We start from the raw sequence: 15739 nt of genomic DNA on the forward strand, positions 1-15739 counted from the left end.
CGCAGCCCGTCATGTCGATCGACATCGCCAACGAGTCCGGTTGGGACGCCGATGAGGAAGCCATCCTCGACGTCGCCCGCTTCGCCCTGGACAAGATGCGGATCCACCCGCAGTCCGAACTGTCCGTGATCCTGGTGGACGGAGCGGCGATGGAGGAGCTGCACATCCAGTGGATGGACCTCCCCGGCCCCACCGACGTGATGTCCTTCCCGATGGACGAGCTTCGCCCCGGCAAGGAGGGCGAGGAACTGCCGCAGGGCCTGCTCGGCGACATCGTGCTCTGCCCGGAGGTCGCCGAGCAGCAGGGCAAGGCGGCCCCCTCCAAGCACTCGATGGACGAGGAGCTCCAACTGCTCACCGTCCACGGGGTGCTGCACGTCCTCGGGTACGACCACGAGGAGCCCGAGGAGGAGGAGGAGATGTTCGCCCTCCAGAAGCGCATCCTGGACGACTGGCGGGCGGGCCGGGGCCTCGGTGGTCTCTCCCCGGCCCCCACCACCCACTGAGCGCGGAGCCCGAACCCCTGTGAGTGGTGAAAGTACGAGCTTCATCCTCGGTGCCGTGCTCCTCGTCGTCCTCGGCTGGCTGGCCGCGTGCGCCGAGGCGGGCATCTCCCGGGTCTCCCGGTTCCGGGCGGAGGAGGCCGTGCGGGCCGGGCGGCGCGGCTCGGCCCGGCTGCTGACCGTCGCCTCCGACCCGATCCGCTACCTCAACCTGGCGACCCTGATCCGGGTGGCCAGCGAGATGGCGGCGGCCGTCCTGGTCACCGTGGTGTGCGTGCGCAACGTGGAGCCGATCTGGCAGGCCGTGCTGCTGGCGTTCGGCGTGATGGTGCTGGTGTCCTTCGTCGCGGTGGGGGTCTCGCCGCGCACGATCGGGCGCCAGCACCCGCTCACCACCGCGACCGCCGCCTCCTTCGTGCTGCTGCCGCTGGCCGCGGTGCTCGGCCCGATCCCGCGGCTGCTGATCCTGCTCGGCAACGCGCTGACCCCGGGCAAGGGCTACCGGGAGGGGCCGTTCGCCTCCGAGGCCGAGCTGCGGGCGCTGGTCGACCTCGCCGAGAAGGACGACCTGATCGAGGACGAGGAGCGCCGGATGGTGCACTCCGTCTTCGAGCTGGGCGACACCATCGTCCGCGAGGTGATGGTGCCGCGCACCGACCTGGTGATGATCGAGCGGCACAAGACCGTCCGGCAGGCGCTCACCCTGGCGCTGCGCTCGGGCTTCTCGCGGATCCCCGTGGTCGGGGACAGCGAGGACGACGTGGTCGGCATCGTCTACCTGAAGGACCTGGTCCGGCGTACCCACATCAACCGGGAGGCGGAGTCCGAGGAGGTCGGCGCGGTGATGCGCCCGGCCGTCTTCGTACCGGACTCCAAGCCGGCCGGCGACCTGCTGCGCGAGATGCAGCAGCGCCGCTCGCACGTGGCGATCGTGATCGACGAGTACGGCGGCACGGCCGGCCTGGTCACCATCGAGGACGTCCTGGAGGAGATCGTCGGCGAGATCACCGACGAGTACGACCGGGAGATCGCACCGGTGGAGGACCTCGGCGACGGCTCGTACCGGATCACCGCCCGGCTGCTGGTGGAGGACCTGGGCGAGCTCTTCGGCATCGAGCTGGAGGACGAGGACGTCGAGACCGTCGGCGGCCTGCTGGCCAAGCACCTCGGCCGGGTGCCGATCCCCGGCTCGGCCTGCGAGATCCCGCTGCCCGAGCCCGCGGGCACCGGGCTGACCGGCATCCTGCTGACCGCCGAGTCCTCGGCCGGGCGCCGCAACCGGATCGGCTCGATGGTCGCGACCCCGGTCCGCAAGGCCGCGGAGGCCGGGGCGGAGCCCGGCGAGTAGCGGTCGCGCCCCGGCGGAGCGACCATGGACAGCATGACGCATCAACTTCGCGCGGAGTACGGCCCGCAGGGTGCGACCGGCGGGGTCAAGGTCTGGCACGTGGTGCGCGACGGCGACCCCGCGACGGCGCTCTGCGGCCGTAGCCTGGCCGACGACGCCGAGACGCGGCCCGAGCAGGAGTGGGGCACCGGGCTGCGCTGCTGCCAGCAGTGCGGTTCGCTCTACATGCACGAGGTGCCGCACATGCAGGGGAGCCATCCCTACAGCTAGGCCGGCGTGGCCGGCAGGCCGGCCAGGCCATGGTGGAGGTCACCATGAAGCTGCAAGACGAACTGCCCGTGAACAGCCGGCTCGCCACGGTGTGGCGGATCGGGGCGGGGCTCGGGGGGATCTTCCTGATCGTGTTCGGGTGCCTGGGGCTGGCCGATCACCCGGGCTTCCTCGCCACCCACGGTGACCGGATCGCCGGGCTGTCGACCAACGGGGCGCTGAGCATCCTGTCCATCGTGGCGGGCGCGATCCTGGTGGCGGGGGCGGTGATCGGCGGCAACTTCGCGTCCAACCTGAACATGGTGGTCGGCGTGCTGTTCGTCCTGTCCGGCTTCTACGGCCTGGCGGTGCTCGGGCGGCCGGACGCCAACATCCTGAACTTCCGGATGTCGAACGTGCTGTTCGCCTTCATCTTCGGGGTGATCCTGACGACCTTCGGGATGTACGGCCGGGTGAGCAGCCACCTGCCGCACGACAACCCGTTCTGGCGCGAGCGCGCGGAGCACGAGACGGCGAGGCCGTCCGGGCCGAAGACCTTCGTCAAGGTCCTCAATCCGAACCCCGGTCCGACCCACCCGGTCGGCCACTGAGCGGCCGCGGGGGCCGCCTATGCTCGGCGGCATGAGTGACATCGTCGAGCTCGACCCCGAAGACAAGAAGATCATCACCCTGGCCCGCTCGGCCCGCGCCCGCAACGGCGTCGCCGAGGGGGCCGCGGTGCGTGACGAGACCGGCCGGACGTACGTGGCCGGGACGGTCGCGCTGGAGTCGCTCCGGCTGAGCGCGCTGCAGACGGCGGTGGCGATGGCGGTGGCCAGCGGTGCGAAGTCGCTGGAGGCGGCGGCCGTGGTGAGCGAGGCCGAGCAGCCGGCCGAGGCCGACCTGGCGGCCGTCCGGGACCTCGGCGGGGCCGGGACGCCTGTGCTGCTGGCCGGTGTGGACGGGACGCTGCGGGTGGCGGCCGAGGCCCGCTGAGGGCTGCTGGGGCCCGCCGGCCTGATGCCGCGGCCCGCTGAGGGCTGCTGGGGCCCGCTGTGGCGGGCGATGGCGGCGGCCTGGCGAACACCTGCCCGAACCGAGCCGATAGTCTCACCGGGGGAGTGAACTCGGTGAGGGGGCTGGGCACATGGGGGCGGTGGCGTTCTTCGCCGGGCTGCTGCTGTTCGTGATGGGGATGGGCAAGTGGCAGGAGACCGGCTCGCCGTACTGGCTCTGGGGTTCGGTCGCCTTCCTGGTGCTGCTGGTGGTGATGTCGGTGGTCACGCGGGGTGGCCGCAAGGGCTGATCGGGCGGTGCGGGCGGGCCCGGACAGCGCGACTCCGGTGATCAGGGAGAATGGAGCACATGAGTGCCCCTTCCTCCTCGTACCGCTCCGGCTTCGCGTGCTTCGTCGGCCGACCCAACGCGGGCAAGTCGACCCTGACCAACGCTCTGGTGGGGACGAAGGTCGCGATCACCTCCGACCGCCCGCAGACCACCCGGCACACCGTGCGCGGCATCGTGCACCGCCCGGACTCCCAGCTCGTCCTGGTCGACACCCCCGGCCTGCACAAGCCGCGCACCCTGCTCGGCGAGCGCCTCAACGACCTGGTCCGCAGCACCTGGGCCGAGGTCGACGTGATCGGCTTCTGCCTGCCCGCCGACCAGAAGCTCGGCCCCGGCGACAAGTTCATCGCCAAGGAACTCGCCGAGGTCAAGAAGACCCCCAAGGTCGCCATCGTCACCAAGACCGACCTGGTCGACTCCAAGCGGCTCGCCGAGCAGCTGATCGCCATCCACCAGCTCGGTGAGGAACTGGGCATCGAGTGGGCCGAGATCATCCCGGTCTCGGCCGTCGGCGACAAGCAGGTGGAACTGGTCGGCGACCTGATCACCAAGCTGCTGCCGGAGGGCATGCCGCTCTACCCGGACGGCGACCTCACCGACGAGCCCGAGCAGATCATGGTCGCGGAGCTGATCCGCGAGGCCGCCCTGGAGGGCGTCCGGGACGAGCTGCCGCACTCGCTGGCCGTCGTGGTCGAGGAGATGCTCCCGCGCGAGGGCCGCCCGGCGGACCGCCCGCTGCTGGACATCCACGCCAACGTCTACATCGAGCGGCAGAGCCAGAAGGCGATCGTCATCGGCGCCAAGGGCGCGCGGCTCAAGCACGTCGGCACCACCGCCCGCAAGCACATCGAGGCGCTGCTCGGCACGCCGGTCTACCTGGACCTGCACGTCAAGGTGGCCAAGGACTGGCAGCGCGACCCGAAGCAGCTGCGCAAGCTCGGCTTCTGAGCCCCGGTTCCCGCCGAAGGCCCGCCCGGATCCGTCGATCGGGCGGGCCTTCGGCGGGTCCGGGGGCCGGTGGGGCTACGCGCCCTCGCGCAGGACCAGCGACACCAGCTCGCGCTGCGAGTCGGTGAGCTTCGGGTCGGCGCAGTAGACCGTCCGGCCGTCGACGGTGATCTCGTAGTGGAAGCCGTCCGGCACCCCGTACGAGGGCGCCCGCAGCCCGCCCGCGACGGCCTCGCGGGCGAGCGCGTGGACGTGCGGGGCGTCCGTGCGGTCGACGGTGTCGAGTTCCGCATGGCGGACGATCCCCGCGAAGCCGCCGGTCCGGGTCACCTGGATACGCATGGTGTCCATGGTGCTACCAGGGGAGGGAGTTTGCCGGTCTTTTCCCGGACCGTGACCTTAAGCGCGGCTCAACCCGGTCTCAACCGGTCCTCGGTCGGGGCCGTCGTCGGGGCCGCCGCCGAGGCCTGAGGGGTTCGGCCGGGGCCGCCTGAGGGGTTCAGCCGGGGCTGACGCCCACCTGCGCCCAGGAGGCCGTCACGGTGTCCGCCACCGAGGACTGGTCGGGGTAGCGGGCCTTGGCGGCGGCCACGGTGGCCTGGGCGAAGGCGGTGAAGTCGGCGTCGGCGGCCAGCCGGCCGCCGGTCAGGGCGTCGTACCAGATCCGCCCGGCGCGGTCCCAGGCCTGGCCGCCGAGGGCGGTGGCCAGCAGGTAGAACGCGTGGTTGGGGATGCCGGAGTTGATGTGCACGCCGCCGTTGTCGTCGGTGGTGTCCACGTAGTCCCGCATGTGCGCGGGCTGCGGGTCCTTGCCGAGCCGGGGGTCGTCGTAGGCGGTGCCGGGGGCCTTCATCGAGCGCAGCGCCACGCCCTGGATGCCGGGGGCGAGCAGGCCGGCGCCGATCAGCCAGTCGGCGTGGGCGGCGTCCTGGCCCAGCGAGTGCTGCTTGACCAGCGAGCCGAAGACGTCGGAGACCGACTCGTTGAGCGCGCCGGGCTGGTCCTGGTACTGCAGGCCGGCGGTGAACTGGGTGACGCCGTGGGTGAGTTCGTGGCCGATGACGTCGACGCAGGCGGTGAAGTCGCCGAAGATCTCGCCGTCGCCGTCGCCGAAGACCATCTGGTGGCCGTTCCAGAAGGCGTTGTCGTAGTCCTGGCCGTAGTGCACGGTGGCGTCCAGGCGCAGCCCCCGGTTGTCGATCGAGCGGCGGCCGAAGACGGTGGCGTACAGGGCGAAGGTGTCGCCGAGGCCGTCGTAGGCGTGGTTGACGGACTGGTCGGCGACCGGGGCCTGGCCCTCGGTGCGGACGGTCCGGCCGGGCAGCCGCTGGCTGTGGGCGGTGTCGGCGATCAGCCGGCTGGGGGTCGGGCCGGTGCTGACGGGCGGGGGAGGGGCGAGGCGGGCCGCGCGGTGCGCGGTGTCGAGCAGGAGGGAGCGGACGGCGGGCTCGTGACCGGCCTCGGCGAGGCGGTCCAGGACGTACGGCGGGACGATCGCGCAGATCGGAACTGCTGCAGTCATGTGGCCCAGGGTGAGGCCTCGATGACCGGTTGTCACCACTCTTGGCGTGACCGGTCGGTGTCTCAAGGGGTGGAACGGTGGCCCGGATCACTTCGGGGGCGCGCGGCCCTGGGTTACGCTGGGGCCATCATGCGCAACGGGCTGCTTCTTCTTAGCTGCCGCGTCGAGGGCCTGTAGTCCACAGGGCCGGCTCCCTCGCCGCGGGGATCGAGCTGTGCGCGTCATCCGGCGATCCAACGGAGGGTCGCGAGCGGCAGCTGCCGGCCAGTCGGTGTTGACCACCCCGGCCCGCCCCCGCACCACGCATCACAGGAAGCCGAGAGTCATTCCATGACCGAGCAGAGCTCCGCCGCGCCCATCCCCGCCGGTCGCGCCTTCGTCGACCGCCCCACCCCGATCACCGCCGCGTCCGTGCGCCAGCTGCCCTCCGGCATGCGGTACGGGCGCTACCTGCCGTTCGACACCGTCGACCTGCCGGACCGCACCTGGCCGAGCAAGGTGATCACCAAGGCGCCGCGCTGGCTCTCCACCGACCTGCGGGACGGCAACCAGGCGCTGATCGACCCGATGTCCCCGGCCCGCAAGCGCAAGATGTTCGACCTGCTGGTCGCGATGGGCTACAAGGAGATCGAGGTCGGCTTCCCGTCCTCCGGCGCCACCGACCACGCCTTCGTGCGGTCGCTGATCGAGGAGGGGGCGATCCCCGAGGACGTCACCATCTCGGTGCTGACGCAGGCCCGCGAGGAGCTGATCGAGAAGACCGTCGAGTCGCTGGTCGGCGCCCCGCGCGCGACGGTCCACCTGTACAACGCGACGGCGCCGCTGTTCCGCCGGGTGGTGTTCCGCAACGACCGGGCCGCGACCAAGGCGATCGCCACCGACGGCACCCGGCTGGTGATGGAGTACGCCGAGAAGCTGCTGGGCGAGGAGACCGTCTTCGGCTACCAGTACTCGCCGGAGATCTTCGTGGACACCGAGCTGGACTTCGCGCTGGAGGTCTGCGAGGCGGTCATGGACGTCTGGCAGCCGGGCGAGGGCCGCGAGATCATCCTGAACCTGCCGGCCACCATCGAGCGGGCCACCCCGAACGTGCAGGCCGACCAGTTCGAGTGGATGTCGCGCAACCTGTCGCGCCGCGAGTTCGTCTGCCTGTCGGTGCACCCGCACAACGACCGCGGCACCGCCGTCGCCTCCGCCGAACTGGCCTACATGGCGGGCGCGGACCGCATCGAGGGCTGCCTGTTCGGCCAGGGCGAGCGGACGGGCAACGTCGACCTGGTGACCCTGGGCATGAACCTGTTCTCGCAGGGCATCGACCCGCAGATCGACTTCTCCGACATCGACGAGGTGCGCCGCACCGCCGAGTACTGCAACCAGATGGAGGTGCACCCGCGCCACCCGTACGCCGGCGACCTGGTGTACACCTCCTTCTCCGGCTCGCACCAGGACGCCATCAAGAAGGGCTTCGACGCCCTGGAGGCGGACGCCGCGGCGGCGGGCGTCCCGGTGGGGGAGCACACCTGGGGCGTGCCGTACCTGCCGATCGACCCGAAGGACGTCGGCCGCACCTACGAGGCGGTCATCCGGGTCAACAGCCAGTCCGGCAAGGGCGGTGTGGCGTACGTCCTGAAGAACGACCACAAGCTGGACCTGCCGCGCCGGATGCAGATCGAGTTCTCCCGGATCATCCAGGCCAAGACCGACGCCGAGGGCGGCGAGGTCACCCCGGCCGAGATCTGGCGGGTCTTCGAGGACGAGTACCTGCCGACCCCGGACAACCCGTGGGGCCGGATCTCGCTGAGCGGTTCGCGCACCCTGACCACCGAGGACGGCCGGGACGCGCTGATCGCCGGCGCGCTGGTGGACTCGGTACCGGTGACCCTGACCGGTGTCGGCAACGGCCCGGTCTCCGCCTTCACGGACGCGCTGGCCCGGATCGGCCTGGACGTCCGCGTCCTGGACTACGCCGAGCACGCGCTGAGCGAGGGCGGCGACGCCCAGGCCGCCGCGTACGTCGAGTGCGCGGTGGACGGCAAGGTGCTGTGGGGCGTCGGCATCGACGGCAACACCGTGCTGGCCTCGCTGAAGGCGATCATCAGCGCCGTCAACCGGGCACAGCGCGGGTAGTTCGTACGAGTGAGATGTGGCGGGGCCGTCCTCCGGGGCGGCCCTTCGCCGCGCCTGGGGCCAGTTGTGTCCTGCGCCACATTTTTTCGGGTCGGAAGCCGTTCGAGGTACTGACACGTGCCGGTAACCATGGCAACATCGATCCACCGGAAAGCCGGGTCGGTGGGACGGCCTCGGTGTCCGGTCGCGTGACCTGCCCATTGTTGTGCAGGCCGTCTGCCATGTCTGGGGAGTGGCGCCGTGACCAGGTTGTGGGGTGTTCGCCCGCGGTGGCGGACTGACGTTCTCGGTGACTTCTTCTGTCCGGGCTGTGGCGGGGACCGCAACTACCGCCGGCAGCACGGTCGGCGGTGGCTGCGGTTGCTGGGGACCCCGGTGGCCCCGCTCGGCCCGGTGATCGGCAGCGTGCAGTGCACCAGCTGCCACGGTCGCTACGGCGTCGAGAGCCTGGAACAGCCCACCTCCGTACGGCTCGGCGCGATGCTGCGGGACGCGCAGTACACCATCGCGCTCGCCCTGCTCGCGGCCGGCGGCACCGCGCACCGCGCGGCCCGCGAGGCGGCCTGCACGGCGGTGCGCGAGGCCGGGTTCGAGGACTGCGGCGAGGCCCAGGTGCTGGCCGCGCTCGCCGCGCTGTCCGGGCTCGGCGGCGAACTCTACGACGCCCACGGGATGGCCGGCGGCCTGGCCGTGGAACTGCACGCGGTGCTCGAACCGCTCGCCCCGCACCTGGCCCACCAGGGCCGGGAGCGGCTGCTGCTGCAGGGCGCGGCGATCGCCCTGTCCGACGGGCGCTACCTGCCGCAGGAGCGCGAGGCGCTGGCCGCGGTCGGGCGCTGTCTGGATCTACCGCAGTCGCGGGTCGGGGCGCTGCTGGAGGCGGCGACCCGGGCTCCGTACTAGACCTTCTCCGCAGTAACCCGGACGTCCTCCGCAGGACGGGACGTCCTCCGCAGTACCGGACCCGCTCCGCAGTGCCGGGCCCGCCGCGCAACCCCCGAGCCATCTCCGATCCCCCACAAAACGGGCCCGAAATCCCCCTCCGGGCCCGCCGTGACCCGCACCGATCGGTCCTCCCCCACGGACTCGGTGCGGGCAACACGGCTGTCGGCGGCCGGGGCGTGCCGTGGGGGAGAATGGCTCCCATGAGTCTTTTCCGGGACGACGGCGTCGTGCTGCGGGCGCAGAAGCTCGGCGAGGCCGATCGGATCATCACCCTGTTGACCCGGCACCACGGCAAGGTGCGGGCGGTGGCGCGCGGGGTGCGCAAGACCAAGTCCAAGTTCGGCGCCCGTCTGGAGCCGTTCTCGCACGTGGACGTGCAGTTCTTCAGCCGGGGGAGTGAGCTGATCGGCCGCGGGTTGCCGCTGTGCACCCAGGTGGAGACGATCGCGCCGTACGGCGGTTCGATCGTCACCGACTACGGCCGCTACACCGCCGGGACGGCGATGCTGGAGACGGCCGAGCGGTTCGCCGAGAACGAGGGCGAACCGGCCGTCCAGCAGTACCTGCTGCTGGTGGGCGCCCTGCGCACGCTGGCGGCCGGGCTGCACGAGTCGCACCTGGTGATGGACGCCTTCCTGCTGCGCTCGCTCGCGGTGAACGGGTACGGCGCGAGCTTCACGGACTGCGCCAAATGCGGGCTGGAGGGGCCGAACCGTTTCTTCTCCCTTCCCGCGGGCGGGGTCCTCTGCCCGGACTGCCGAGTGCCCGGATGTGCCGTACCCTCCCCTGAGACACTGGTACTGCTCGGGGCGCTGCTGTCAGGGGACTGGCAGACGGCCGATTCCTGCGAGCCGAGGTACTGGCGGGAGGGCAGCGGCCTGGTCGCGGCCTATCTGCAGTGGCATTTGGAGCGGGGCATCCGCTCGATGAGATACGTGGAGAAGTGAGCACATGGCAGCGCGACGGCTCTTCGGCGGCGGCAAACAGAGGGAGTACCTCCCCCCGACCCCGCACCCCAGTGGCGCACAGCCCCCGAAGATTCCCGGCGAGCTGGTCCCCGGCCACGTCGCCATCGTGATGGACGGCAACGGCCGCTGGGCCAAGGAGCGCGGACTGCCCCGCACCGAGGGCCACAAGGTCGGCGAGTCGGTCGTGCTGGACGTCCTCAAGGGCGCGATCGAGCTCGGCGTGAAGAACATCTCGCTGTACGCGTTCTCCACCGAGAACTGGAAGCGCTCGCCCGACGAGGTGAAGTTCCTGATGAACTTCAACCGGGACGTCATCCACCGCCGCCGCGACGAGATGGACGCGATGGGCGTGCGGGTCCGCTGGGCGGGCCGGATGCCGAAGCTGTGGAAGAGCGTCGTCCAGGAGCTCCAGGTCGCCGAGGAGCAGACCAAGGACAACGACGCCGTCACGCTCTACATGTGCGTCAACTACGGTGGCCGGGCCGAGCTCGCGGACGCCGCGGCGGCCCTCGCGGCCGACGTCGCCGCCGGGAAGCTGGACCCGAAGAAGGTCAACGAGAAGACCCTCGCCAAGTACATGTACCACCCGGACATGCCGGACGTGGACCTGTTCCTGCGCCCCAGCGGCGAGCAGCGCACCTCCAACTTCCTGCTCTGGCAGTCCGCGTACGCCGAGTTCGTGTTCCAGGACGTGCTCTGGCCGGACTTCGACCGCCGCGACCTGTGGCGTGCCTGCGAGCAGTACGCGAGGCGCGACCGCCGCTTCGGCGGGGCGATCCCGAACGAGGTGCCCGAGCCGCTGGACCTGCCCACCCAGCGCTGACGCGGTACGGCGGCGGTACGGCGAAGGGCCCGTGGGAATCGCTCCCACGGGCCCTTCGCCGTACCGCCGCTCCGCTGCTCAGGCCTTCTTGGCGCACTCCGCGCAGGTGCCGAAGATCTCCAGGGTGTGCGCGATGTCGCTGAACCCGTGCTCCGCGGCGACCGCGTTGGCCCAGCGCTCCACCGCCGGGCCCTCCACCTCGACGGTGGCGCCGCAGTGCCGGCACACCAGGTGGTGGTGGTGCCCGCTGCTGCACCGGCGGTAGACGGCCTCGCCGTCGGCGGTGCGCAGCACGTCCACCTCGCCGGCGTCGGCGAGCGACTGGAGGGTGCGATAGACCGTGGTCAGACCGACGGAGTCCCCGCGGTGCTTGAGCATGTCGTGGAGCTCCTGCGCGCTGCGGAAGTCCTCGATCTCGTCCAGGGCCGCCGAGACGGCGGCACGTTGCCGGGTCGAGCGGGCGCGCGGCGACGGGCCTGCGGTGGTCACCGTGGGTCCTCCTGGGGTGGTGGGCGTCTCGCACCTCATTGTGCCAGCCCCGCCCCCCGCTCCGGAGTGATCGCGTCGGAGGAACCGCGGCCCGGGAGTTGCCCCGGGATCTGTCCCGGGGACTGCCCCGGGAATTCTTCCGGGAGTTGACCCGGGAACTGTTCCGGCAGGGCGACGTCGCAGACCTTCGGTCCGGGGTCCGCGACGCCCCTGCGGTGGCGCCGCCGGGCGAGCGGCGCGGCGAGCAGGCTGAACACCGCGAAGACCGCGATGGCGAGCAGCACGATGGCCGGGCCGGAGGGCACGTTGAGGTGGTAGGAGCCGGTGACGCCGGCCAGCGAGACCACCACGCCGAGCGCGATCGAGGCCGCCTGGGTGGCGGCGAACGACCGGGTGAGCTGCTGGGCGGCGACCACCGGGACCACCATCAGGGCACTGACCAGCAGCAGCCCGACCACCCGCATCGCGACGGTGACGGTGACGGCGGCCATCACCGCGAGCAGCAGGTTGAGCGTGCGCACCGGCAGGCCGGTGACCCGGGCGAAGTCCTCGTCCTGGCAGATCGCGAAGAGCTGTCGGCGCAGGCCGACGGTGACCGCGACGACCACCGCGCCGAGCACCGCGATGGTGATCAGGTCGGTCGGGGCGACGGTGAGGATGGAGCCCCACAGGTAGCTCTCCAGCGAGCCGGCGCCGGCCTGGGCGGAGAGCGAGACGAGCAGCTTGCCGCAGGCCATGCCGCCGTAGAAGAGCATCGCCAGGGCGATGTCGCCGCGCTGGTTGCCGCGCGAGCGGACCAGTTCCATCGTGACGGCGCCGAGCACGCAGACCAGCACGGCCATCCAGACCGGGCTGGTCTGGAAGATGAAGCCGAGGCCGACGCCGGTCATCGCGACGTGTCCCATGCCGTCGCCCATCAGGGCCTGCCGGCGCTGCACCAGGTAGATGCCGACGGCCGGTGCGGTGATCCCGACCAGGACGGCGGCGAGCAGGGCGCGCTGCATGAAGTCGTAGGAGAGCATCTCGGTCATGCCAGCAGCCTCGGCGGGGTGTGGTCGGCGTGCGGGTGGACGTGGTCGTGGCCGGGCAGCGCGTGCAGGCCGGTGTTGGGCACGGGCGGGCCGTCGTGCGCGACGCAGCCGTCCCGCAGCACCACGGCGCGGTCGATCAGCGGTTCCAGCGGCCCGAGTTCGTGCAGCACGAGGAGGACGGCGGCGCCGCGGGCGACCTCGGCGCGCAGGGTGTCGGCGAGCACCTGCTGGCTGGCGGCGTCCACGCCGGCCATCGGCTCGTCCATGATCAGCAGGTCGGGGGTGCCGACCAGGGCGCGGGCGATCAGCACCCGCTGCTGCTGGCCGCCGGACAGGTCGGCGACGCCGTCCCCGGCCCGCTCCAGCATGCCGACGGCGGCCAGCGCGCGGTCCACCGCCGCGCGGTCCCGGCGGCGGAACGGCAGCAGCCGGTGCTGCGGCAGCCGCCCGGTGGAGACCACTTCGCGCACGGTGGCCGGCACGCCGGAGGCGGCGGTGGTGCGCTGCGGGACGTACCCGATCCGGTGCCAGGCGCGGAAGCCGGCGTACGGGATGCCGAACAGCTCCAGCGTGCCCTGCCCCAGCGGGACGGAGCCGATCACGGCCTTGACGGTGGTGGACTTGCCGGAGCCGTTGGCGCCGAGCAGGGCGACCACCTCGCCGGGCTGGACGGTGAGGTCGACGCCGCGCAGCACCGGCCGACCGCCGCGCGAGGCGACGGCGTCGCGGAGGCGGACGGCCGGGGGTATCGGGTGGGTCATGGTGCTGTCGTCCCGTCAGCTGGTGGGGGTGCCGGTCGTGGTGGGAGTGGTGCCGGTCGCGGCGGGGGTGGCGCCGAGGGCGGCCTGGAGGTTGGCCAGGTTCTGCTTCATGACCGAGAGGTAGTCCTCCTTGCCCGGGTCCTTGACGCCCTCCAGCGGGTCCAGTACGGCGGTCTTGAGGCCGAGGTCCTTGGCGACGGTGTCGGCGAGCTTGGGGCTGACCAGGGTCTCGAAGAAGATCGTGGTGACGCCGTTGTCCTTGGCGGCCTTCTGCACCTCGGCGAGGCGGGCCGGGGTGGGCTCGGACTCGGGGTCGACGCCGTTGATGGCGACCTGGGTGAGGCCGTAGTGGTCGGCGAGGTAGCCGAAGGCGGCGTGGCTGGTGACGAAGGTCTTGGACTTGGCGTCCTTCAGGCCGTCCCGGAACTCCTGGTCCAGCGCCGTCAGCCGACCGACCAGGTCGTCGGTGTTCTTGCGGTAGTCGTCGGCGTGGGCCGGGTCGGCCTTGGCGAACCCGTCGCCGACGCTCTTGGCGATCGCCGCGTAGCGGGTCGGGTCGAGCCAGATGTGCGGGTCGCCGGCCGGGCCGTCGTGCTGGTGGCCGTCGGCCTCGGTGCCCTCGTCGAGGTGGTGGTCGACCAGCGGGCTGGCGGCGGTGGCGTCGATCTTGTACTTGGCCGAGGACTGGCCGACGGCCTGGTCGACGGTGGGCTGGAGGCCCTTGAGGTAGATGATCGCGTCGGACTTCTGGACGGTGGCGACCTGCTTGGCGGTGAGCTCCAGGTCGTGCGGCTCGACGCCGGCCGCGGTGAGGTCGGTGACCGCGACATGCTCCTTGCCGATCTGCTGGGCCAGGTACTCCATCGGGTAGAAGGAGGCGACGACCTTCAGCTTGCCGTCGGCGCTCTGGGCGCTGCTGCTGCCACCGCAGGCGGTCAGGACGAGGGAGGCGGTGAGGGCGGTGGCGGCGATGGCTATGGAGCTGCGGGTACGTCGTCCGATCATCATGACAATCATTCTCATCTTATCTGGAAATGATTGTCAACTCACTCGGACGGGTGAACGGCAGGTAGCCGTGGCTGGGAGGGGCCGGACGATACCGATTTGAACCCCGTACCCATATGGCCGGTAACCTGAGGTATTCGGGTACGCGCAACCAGCCGTGCCCTGACCGTGCCGTACGTACTGAAGAGAGCACTGTGGCCGCCGACAAGATCGACACGATCGTCAGCCTGAGCAAGCGCCGTGGCTTCGTCTACCCCTGCAGCGAGATCTACGGCGGCACGCGTGCCGCCTGGGACTACGGGCCGCTGGGCGTCGAACTCAAGGAGAACATCAAGCGCCAGTGGTGGCGCGCGATGGTCCAGGCCCGTGAGGACGTCGTGGGACTCGACTCGTCGGTGATCCTCGCGCGCGAGGTGTGGGAGGCCTCCGGCCACGTCGCCACCTTCAACGACCCGCTGACCGAGTGCCTCTCCTGCCACAAGCGCCACCGGGCCGACCACCTGGAGGAGAAGTACGAGGCCAAGCACGGCTTCCCGCCGCCGAACGGCCTCAAGGACGTCAACTGCCCCGACTGCGGCACCAAGGGCCAGTTCACCGAGCCCAAGGACTTCTCGGGCATGCTGAAGACCCACCTCGGCGTCACCGAGGAGGCCAGCGGCCTGGCCTTCCTGCGGCCCGAGACCGCCCAGGGCATCTTCACCAACTTCAAGGCCGTCCAGACCACGTCGCGCAAGAAGCCGCCGTTCGGCATCGCCCAGACCGGCAAGAGCTTCCGCAACGAGATCACCCCCGGCAACTTCATCTTCCGCACCCGCGAGTTCGAGCAGATGGAGATGGAGTTCTTCGTCAAGCCGGGCGAGGACGAGCAGTGGCACGAGTACTGGCTCCAGCAGCGCTGGGACTGGTACGTCGGCCTGGGCCTGCGCACCGAGAACATGCGCTTCTTCGAGCACCCGAAGGAGAAGCTCTCCCACTACGCCAAGCGCACGGTGGACATCGAGTACCGCTTCAACTTCGGCGGCAGCGAGTTCTCGGAGCTGGAGGGCGTCGCCAACCGCACCGACTACGACCTGCGGGTGCACAGCGAGGCGTCCGGCCAGGACCTCAAGTACTTCGACCAGGAGAGCGGCGAGCGGTACTTCCCGTACGTCATCGAGCCGGCGGCCGGCCTCAACCGCGCCATGCTGGCCTTCCTGATCGACGCCTACTTCGAGGACGAGGCGCCCAACGCCAAGGGCGTCATGGAGAAGCGCGTCGGCATGCGGCTCGACCCGCGCCTGGCCCCGGTCAAGGTCGCCGTCCTGCCGCTGTCGCGCAACGCCGACCTCTCCCCGAAGGCCCGCGGCCTCGCCGCCGACCTGCGCACCGCGTGGAACGTCGAGTTCGACGACGCCGGCGCCATCGGCAAGCGCTACCGCCGCCAGGACGAGATCGGCACGCCGTTCTGCGTCACCGTCGACTTCGACACCCTCGAGGACAACGCGGTGACCGTCCGCGACCGCGACACCATGTCGCAGGAGCGCGTCTCGCTCGACCAGGTCAAGGCGTACCTGGGTGCGCGGCTGATCGGCTGCTGAGCCTGCTCAGCTCTTCTGGAGCCCTCGTTCGCCCCGGTCCGTCCGGGGCGGGCGGGGGCTCCCGCGTGTTCCCGCCGTTCCCGCCCTCCGCTCACC

General features: G+C 71.2%; 18 protein-coding genes. 12 read left to right on the forward strand and 6 right to left on the reverse strand.

Features of this window, described 5'->3' with window-relative positions; genetic code table 11:
* The first annotated feature begins 11 nt into the window (after positions 1-11).
* From ybeY to era, 7 genes are all read left to right on the forward strand, one after another.
* The gene (gene ybeY, locus AB0P03_RS15110) at positions 12-506 is read left to right on the forward strand and encodes an rRNA maturation RNase YbeY (RefSeq protein WP_063347517.1); all 495 of its coding nucleotides are present in this window, start codon (positions 12-14) and stop codon (positions 504-506) included.
* A 19-nt stretch (positions 507-525) separates the two neighbouring features.
* Complete coding sequence (locus tag AB0P03_RS15115) at positions 526-1851, forward strand: hemolysin family protein (RefSeq protein ID WP_063347516.1); 1326 nt, start codon at positions 526-528, stop codon at positions 1849-1851.
* Positions 1852-1884: 33 nt separating this feature from the next.
* Positions 1885-2121, forward strand: coding sequence for a hypothetical protein (locus AB0P03_RS15120; RefSeq protein ID WP_063351092.1), 237 nt, complete (start codon positions 1885-1887; stop codon positions 2119-2121).
* Between the two features lie 44 nt (positions 2122-2165).
* Positions 2166-2711 (forward strand): DUF4383 domain-containing protein, encoded by a 546-nt coding sequence (locus AB0P03_RS15125; protein ID WP_363588245.1) that lies wholly within the window; start codon positions 2166-2168, stop codon positions 2709-2711.
* Positions 2712-2742: 31 nt separating this feature from the next.
* Complete coding sequence (locus AB0P03_RS15130; RefSeq protein WP_063351091.1) at positions 2743-3096, forward strand: hypothetical protein; 354 nt, start codon at positions 2743-2745, stop codon at positions 3094-3096.
* 151 nt (positions 3097-3247) lie between these two features.
* On the forward strand, positions 3248-3406 hold the full coding sequence (locus AB0P03_RS15135) for a hypothetical protein (protein WP_363629215.1): 159 nt from the start codon (positions 3248-3250) through the stop codon (positions 3404-3406).
* A gap of 59 nt (positions 3407-3465) precedes the next feature.
* The gene (gene era, locus AB0P03_RS15140) at positions 3466-4395 is read left to right on the forward strand and encodes a GTPase Era (protein ID WP_363588241.1); all 930 of its coding nucleotides are present in this window, start codon (positions 3466-3468) and stop codon (positions 4393-4395) included.
* Positions 4396-4470: 75 nt separating this feature from the next.
* On the opposite strand, the gene AB0P03_RS15145 is transcribed toward era, so the two are convergent.
* A complete protein-coding gene (locus AB0P03_RS15145) occupies positions 4471-4737 on the reverse strand; it encodes a protealysin inhibitor emfourin (protein WP_063351090.1) in 267 nt (88 codons plus the stop codon).
* 157 nt (positions 4738-4894) lie between these two features.
* Positions 4895-5917: a M4 family metallopeptidase gene (locus tag AB0P03_RS15150; RefSeq protein WP_363629217.1), complete on the reverse strand. Its 1023-nt coding sequence runs from the start codon at positions 5915-5917 to the stop codon at positions 4895-4897.
* Positions 5918-6247: 330 nt separating this feature from the next.
* On the opposite strand from AB0P03_RS15150, the gene leuA reads away from it, so the two are divergent.
* From leuA to AB0P03_RS15170, 4 genes are all read left to right on the forward strand, one after another.
* Positions 6248-8044: a 2-isopropylmalate synthase gene (gene leuA / locus AB0P03_RS15155; RefSeq protein WP_350878208.1), complete on the forward strand. Its 1797-nt coding sequence runs from the start codon at positions 6248-6250 to the stop codon at positions 8042-8044.
* Positions 8045-8404: 360 nt separating this feature from the next.
* Positions 8405-8947 carry a TerB family tellurite resistance protein gene (locus tag AB0P03_RS15160; protein ID WP_350878207.1) on the forward strand — a complete coding sequence of 181 codons (543 nt, stop codon included), beginning with the start codon at positions 8405-8407 and terminating at the stop codon, positions 8945-8947.
* A 242-nt stretch (positions 8948-9189) separates the two neighbouring features.
* The gene (recO, locus tag AB0P03_RS15165) at positions 9190-9936 is read left to right on the forward strand and encodes a DNA repair protein RecO (protein WP_063347510.1); all 747 of its coding nucleotides are present in this window, start codon (positions 9190-9192) and stop codon (positions 9934-9936) included.
* A 4-nt stretch (positions 9937-9940) separates the two neighbouring features.
* Positions 9941-10780 (forward strand): isoprenyl transferase, encoded by an 840-nt coding sequence (locus AB0P03_RS15170; protein ID WP_363369948.1) that lies wholly within the window; start codon positions 9941-9943, stop codon positions 10778-10780.
* 78 nt (positions 10781-10858) lie between these two features.
* Here the strand turns inward: AB0P03_RS15170 and AB0P03_RS15175 are convergent, their stop codons facing one another.
* Genes AB0P03_RS15175 through AB0P03_RS15190 form a run of 4 tightly spaced genes read right to left on the reverse strand, consistent with a single transcriptional unit; the run spans position 10859 to position 14069 of the window.
* Complete coding sequence (locus AB0P03_RS15175) at positions 10859-11269, reverse strand: Fur family transcriptional regulator (RefSeq protein WP_350878206.1); 411 nt, start codon at positions 11267-11269, stop codon at positions 10859-10861.
* Between the two features lie 35 nt (positions 11270-11304).
* Positions 11305-12300: a metal ABC transporter permease gene (locus AB0P03_RS15180; RefSeq protein ID WP_363586346.1), complete on the reverse strand. Its 996-nt coding sequence runs from the start codon at positions 12298-12300 to the stop codon at positions 11305-11307.
* On the reverse strand, positions 12297-13061 hold the full coding sequence (locus AB0P03_RS15185; protein ID WP_350878204.1) for a metal ABC transporter ATP-binding protein: 765 nt from the start codon (positions 13059-13061) through the stop codon (positions 12297-12299). Before AB0P03_RS15185 ends, AB0P03_RS15180 begins: the two co-directional genes overlap by 4 nt.
* Positions 13062-13076: 15 nt before the next feature.
* Complete coding sequence (locus AB0P03_RS15190; RefSeq protein ID WP_363629219.1) at positions 13077-14069, reverse strand: metal ABC transporter substrate-binding protein; 993 nt, start codon at positions 14067-14069, stop codon at positions 13077-13079.
* A 191-nt stretch (positions 14070-14260) separates the two neighbouring features.
* Between AB0P03_RS15190 and AB0P03_RS15195 the strand changes: the two genes are divergently transcribed.
* On the forward strand, positions 14261-15643 hold the full coding sequence (locus AB0P03_RS15195; RefSeq protein ID WP_030233601.1) for a glycine--tRNA ligase: 1383 nt from the start codon (positions 14261-14263) through the stop codon (positions 15641-15643).
* Positions 15644-15739 lie beyond the last annotated feature (96 nt).

The organism is Kitasatospora sp. NPDC088779, from assembly GCF_040685395.1.
GTDB lineage: Bacteria > Actinomycetota > Actinomycetes > Streptomycetales > Streptomycetaceae > Kitasatospora.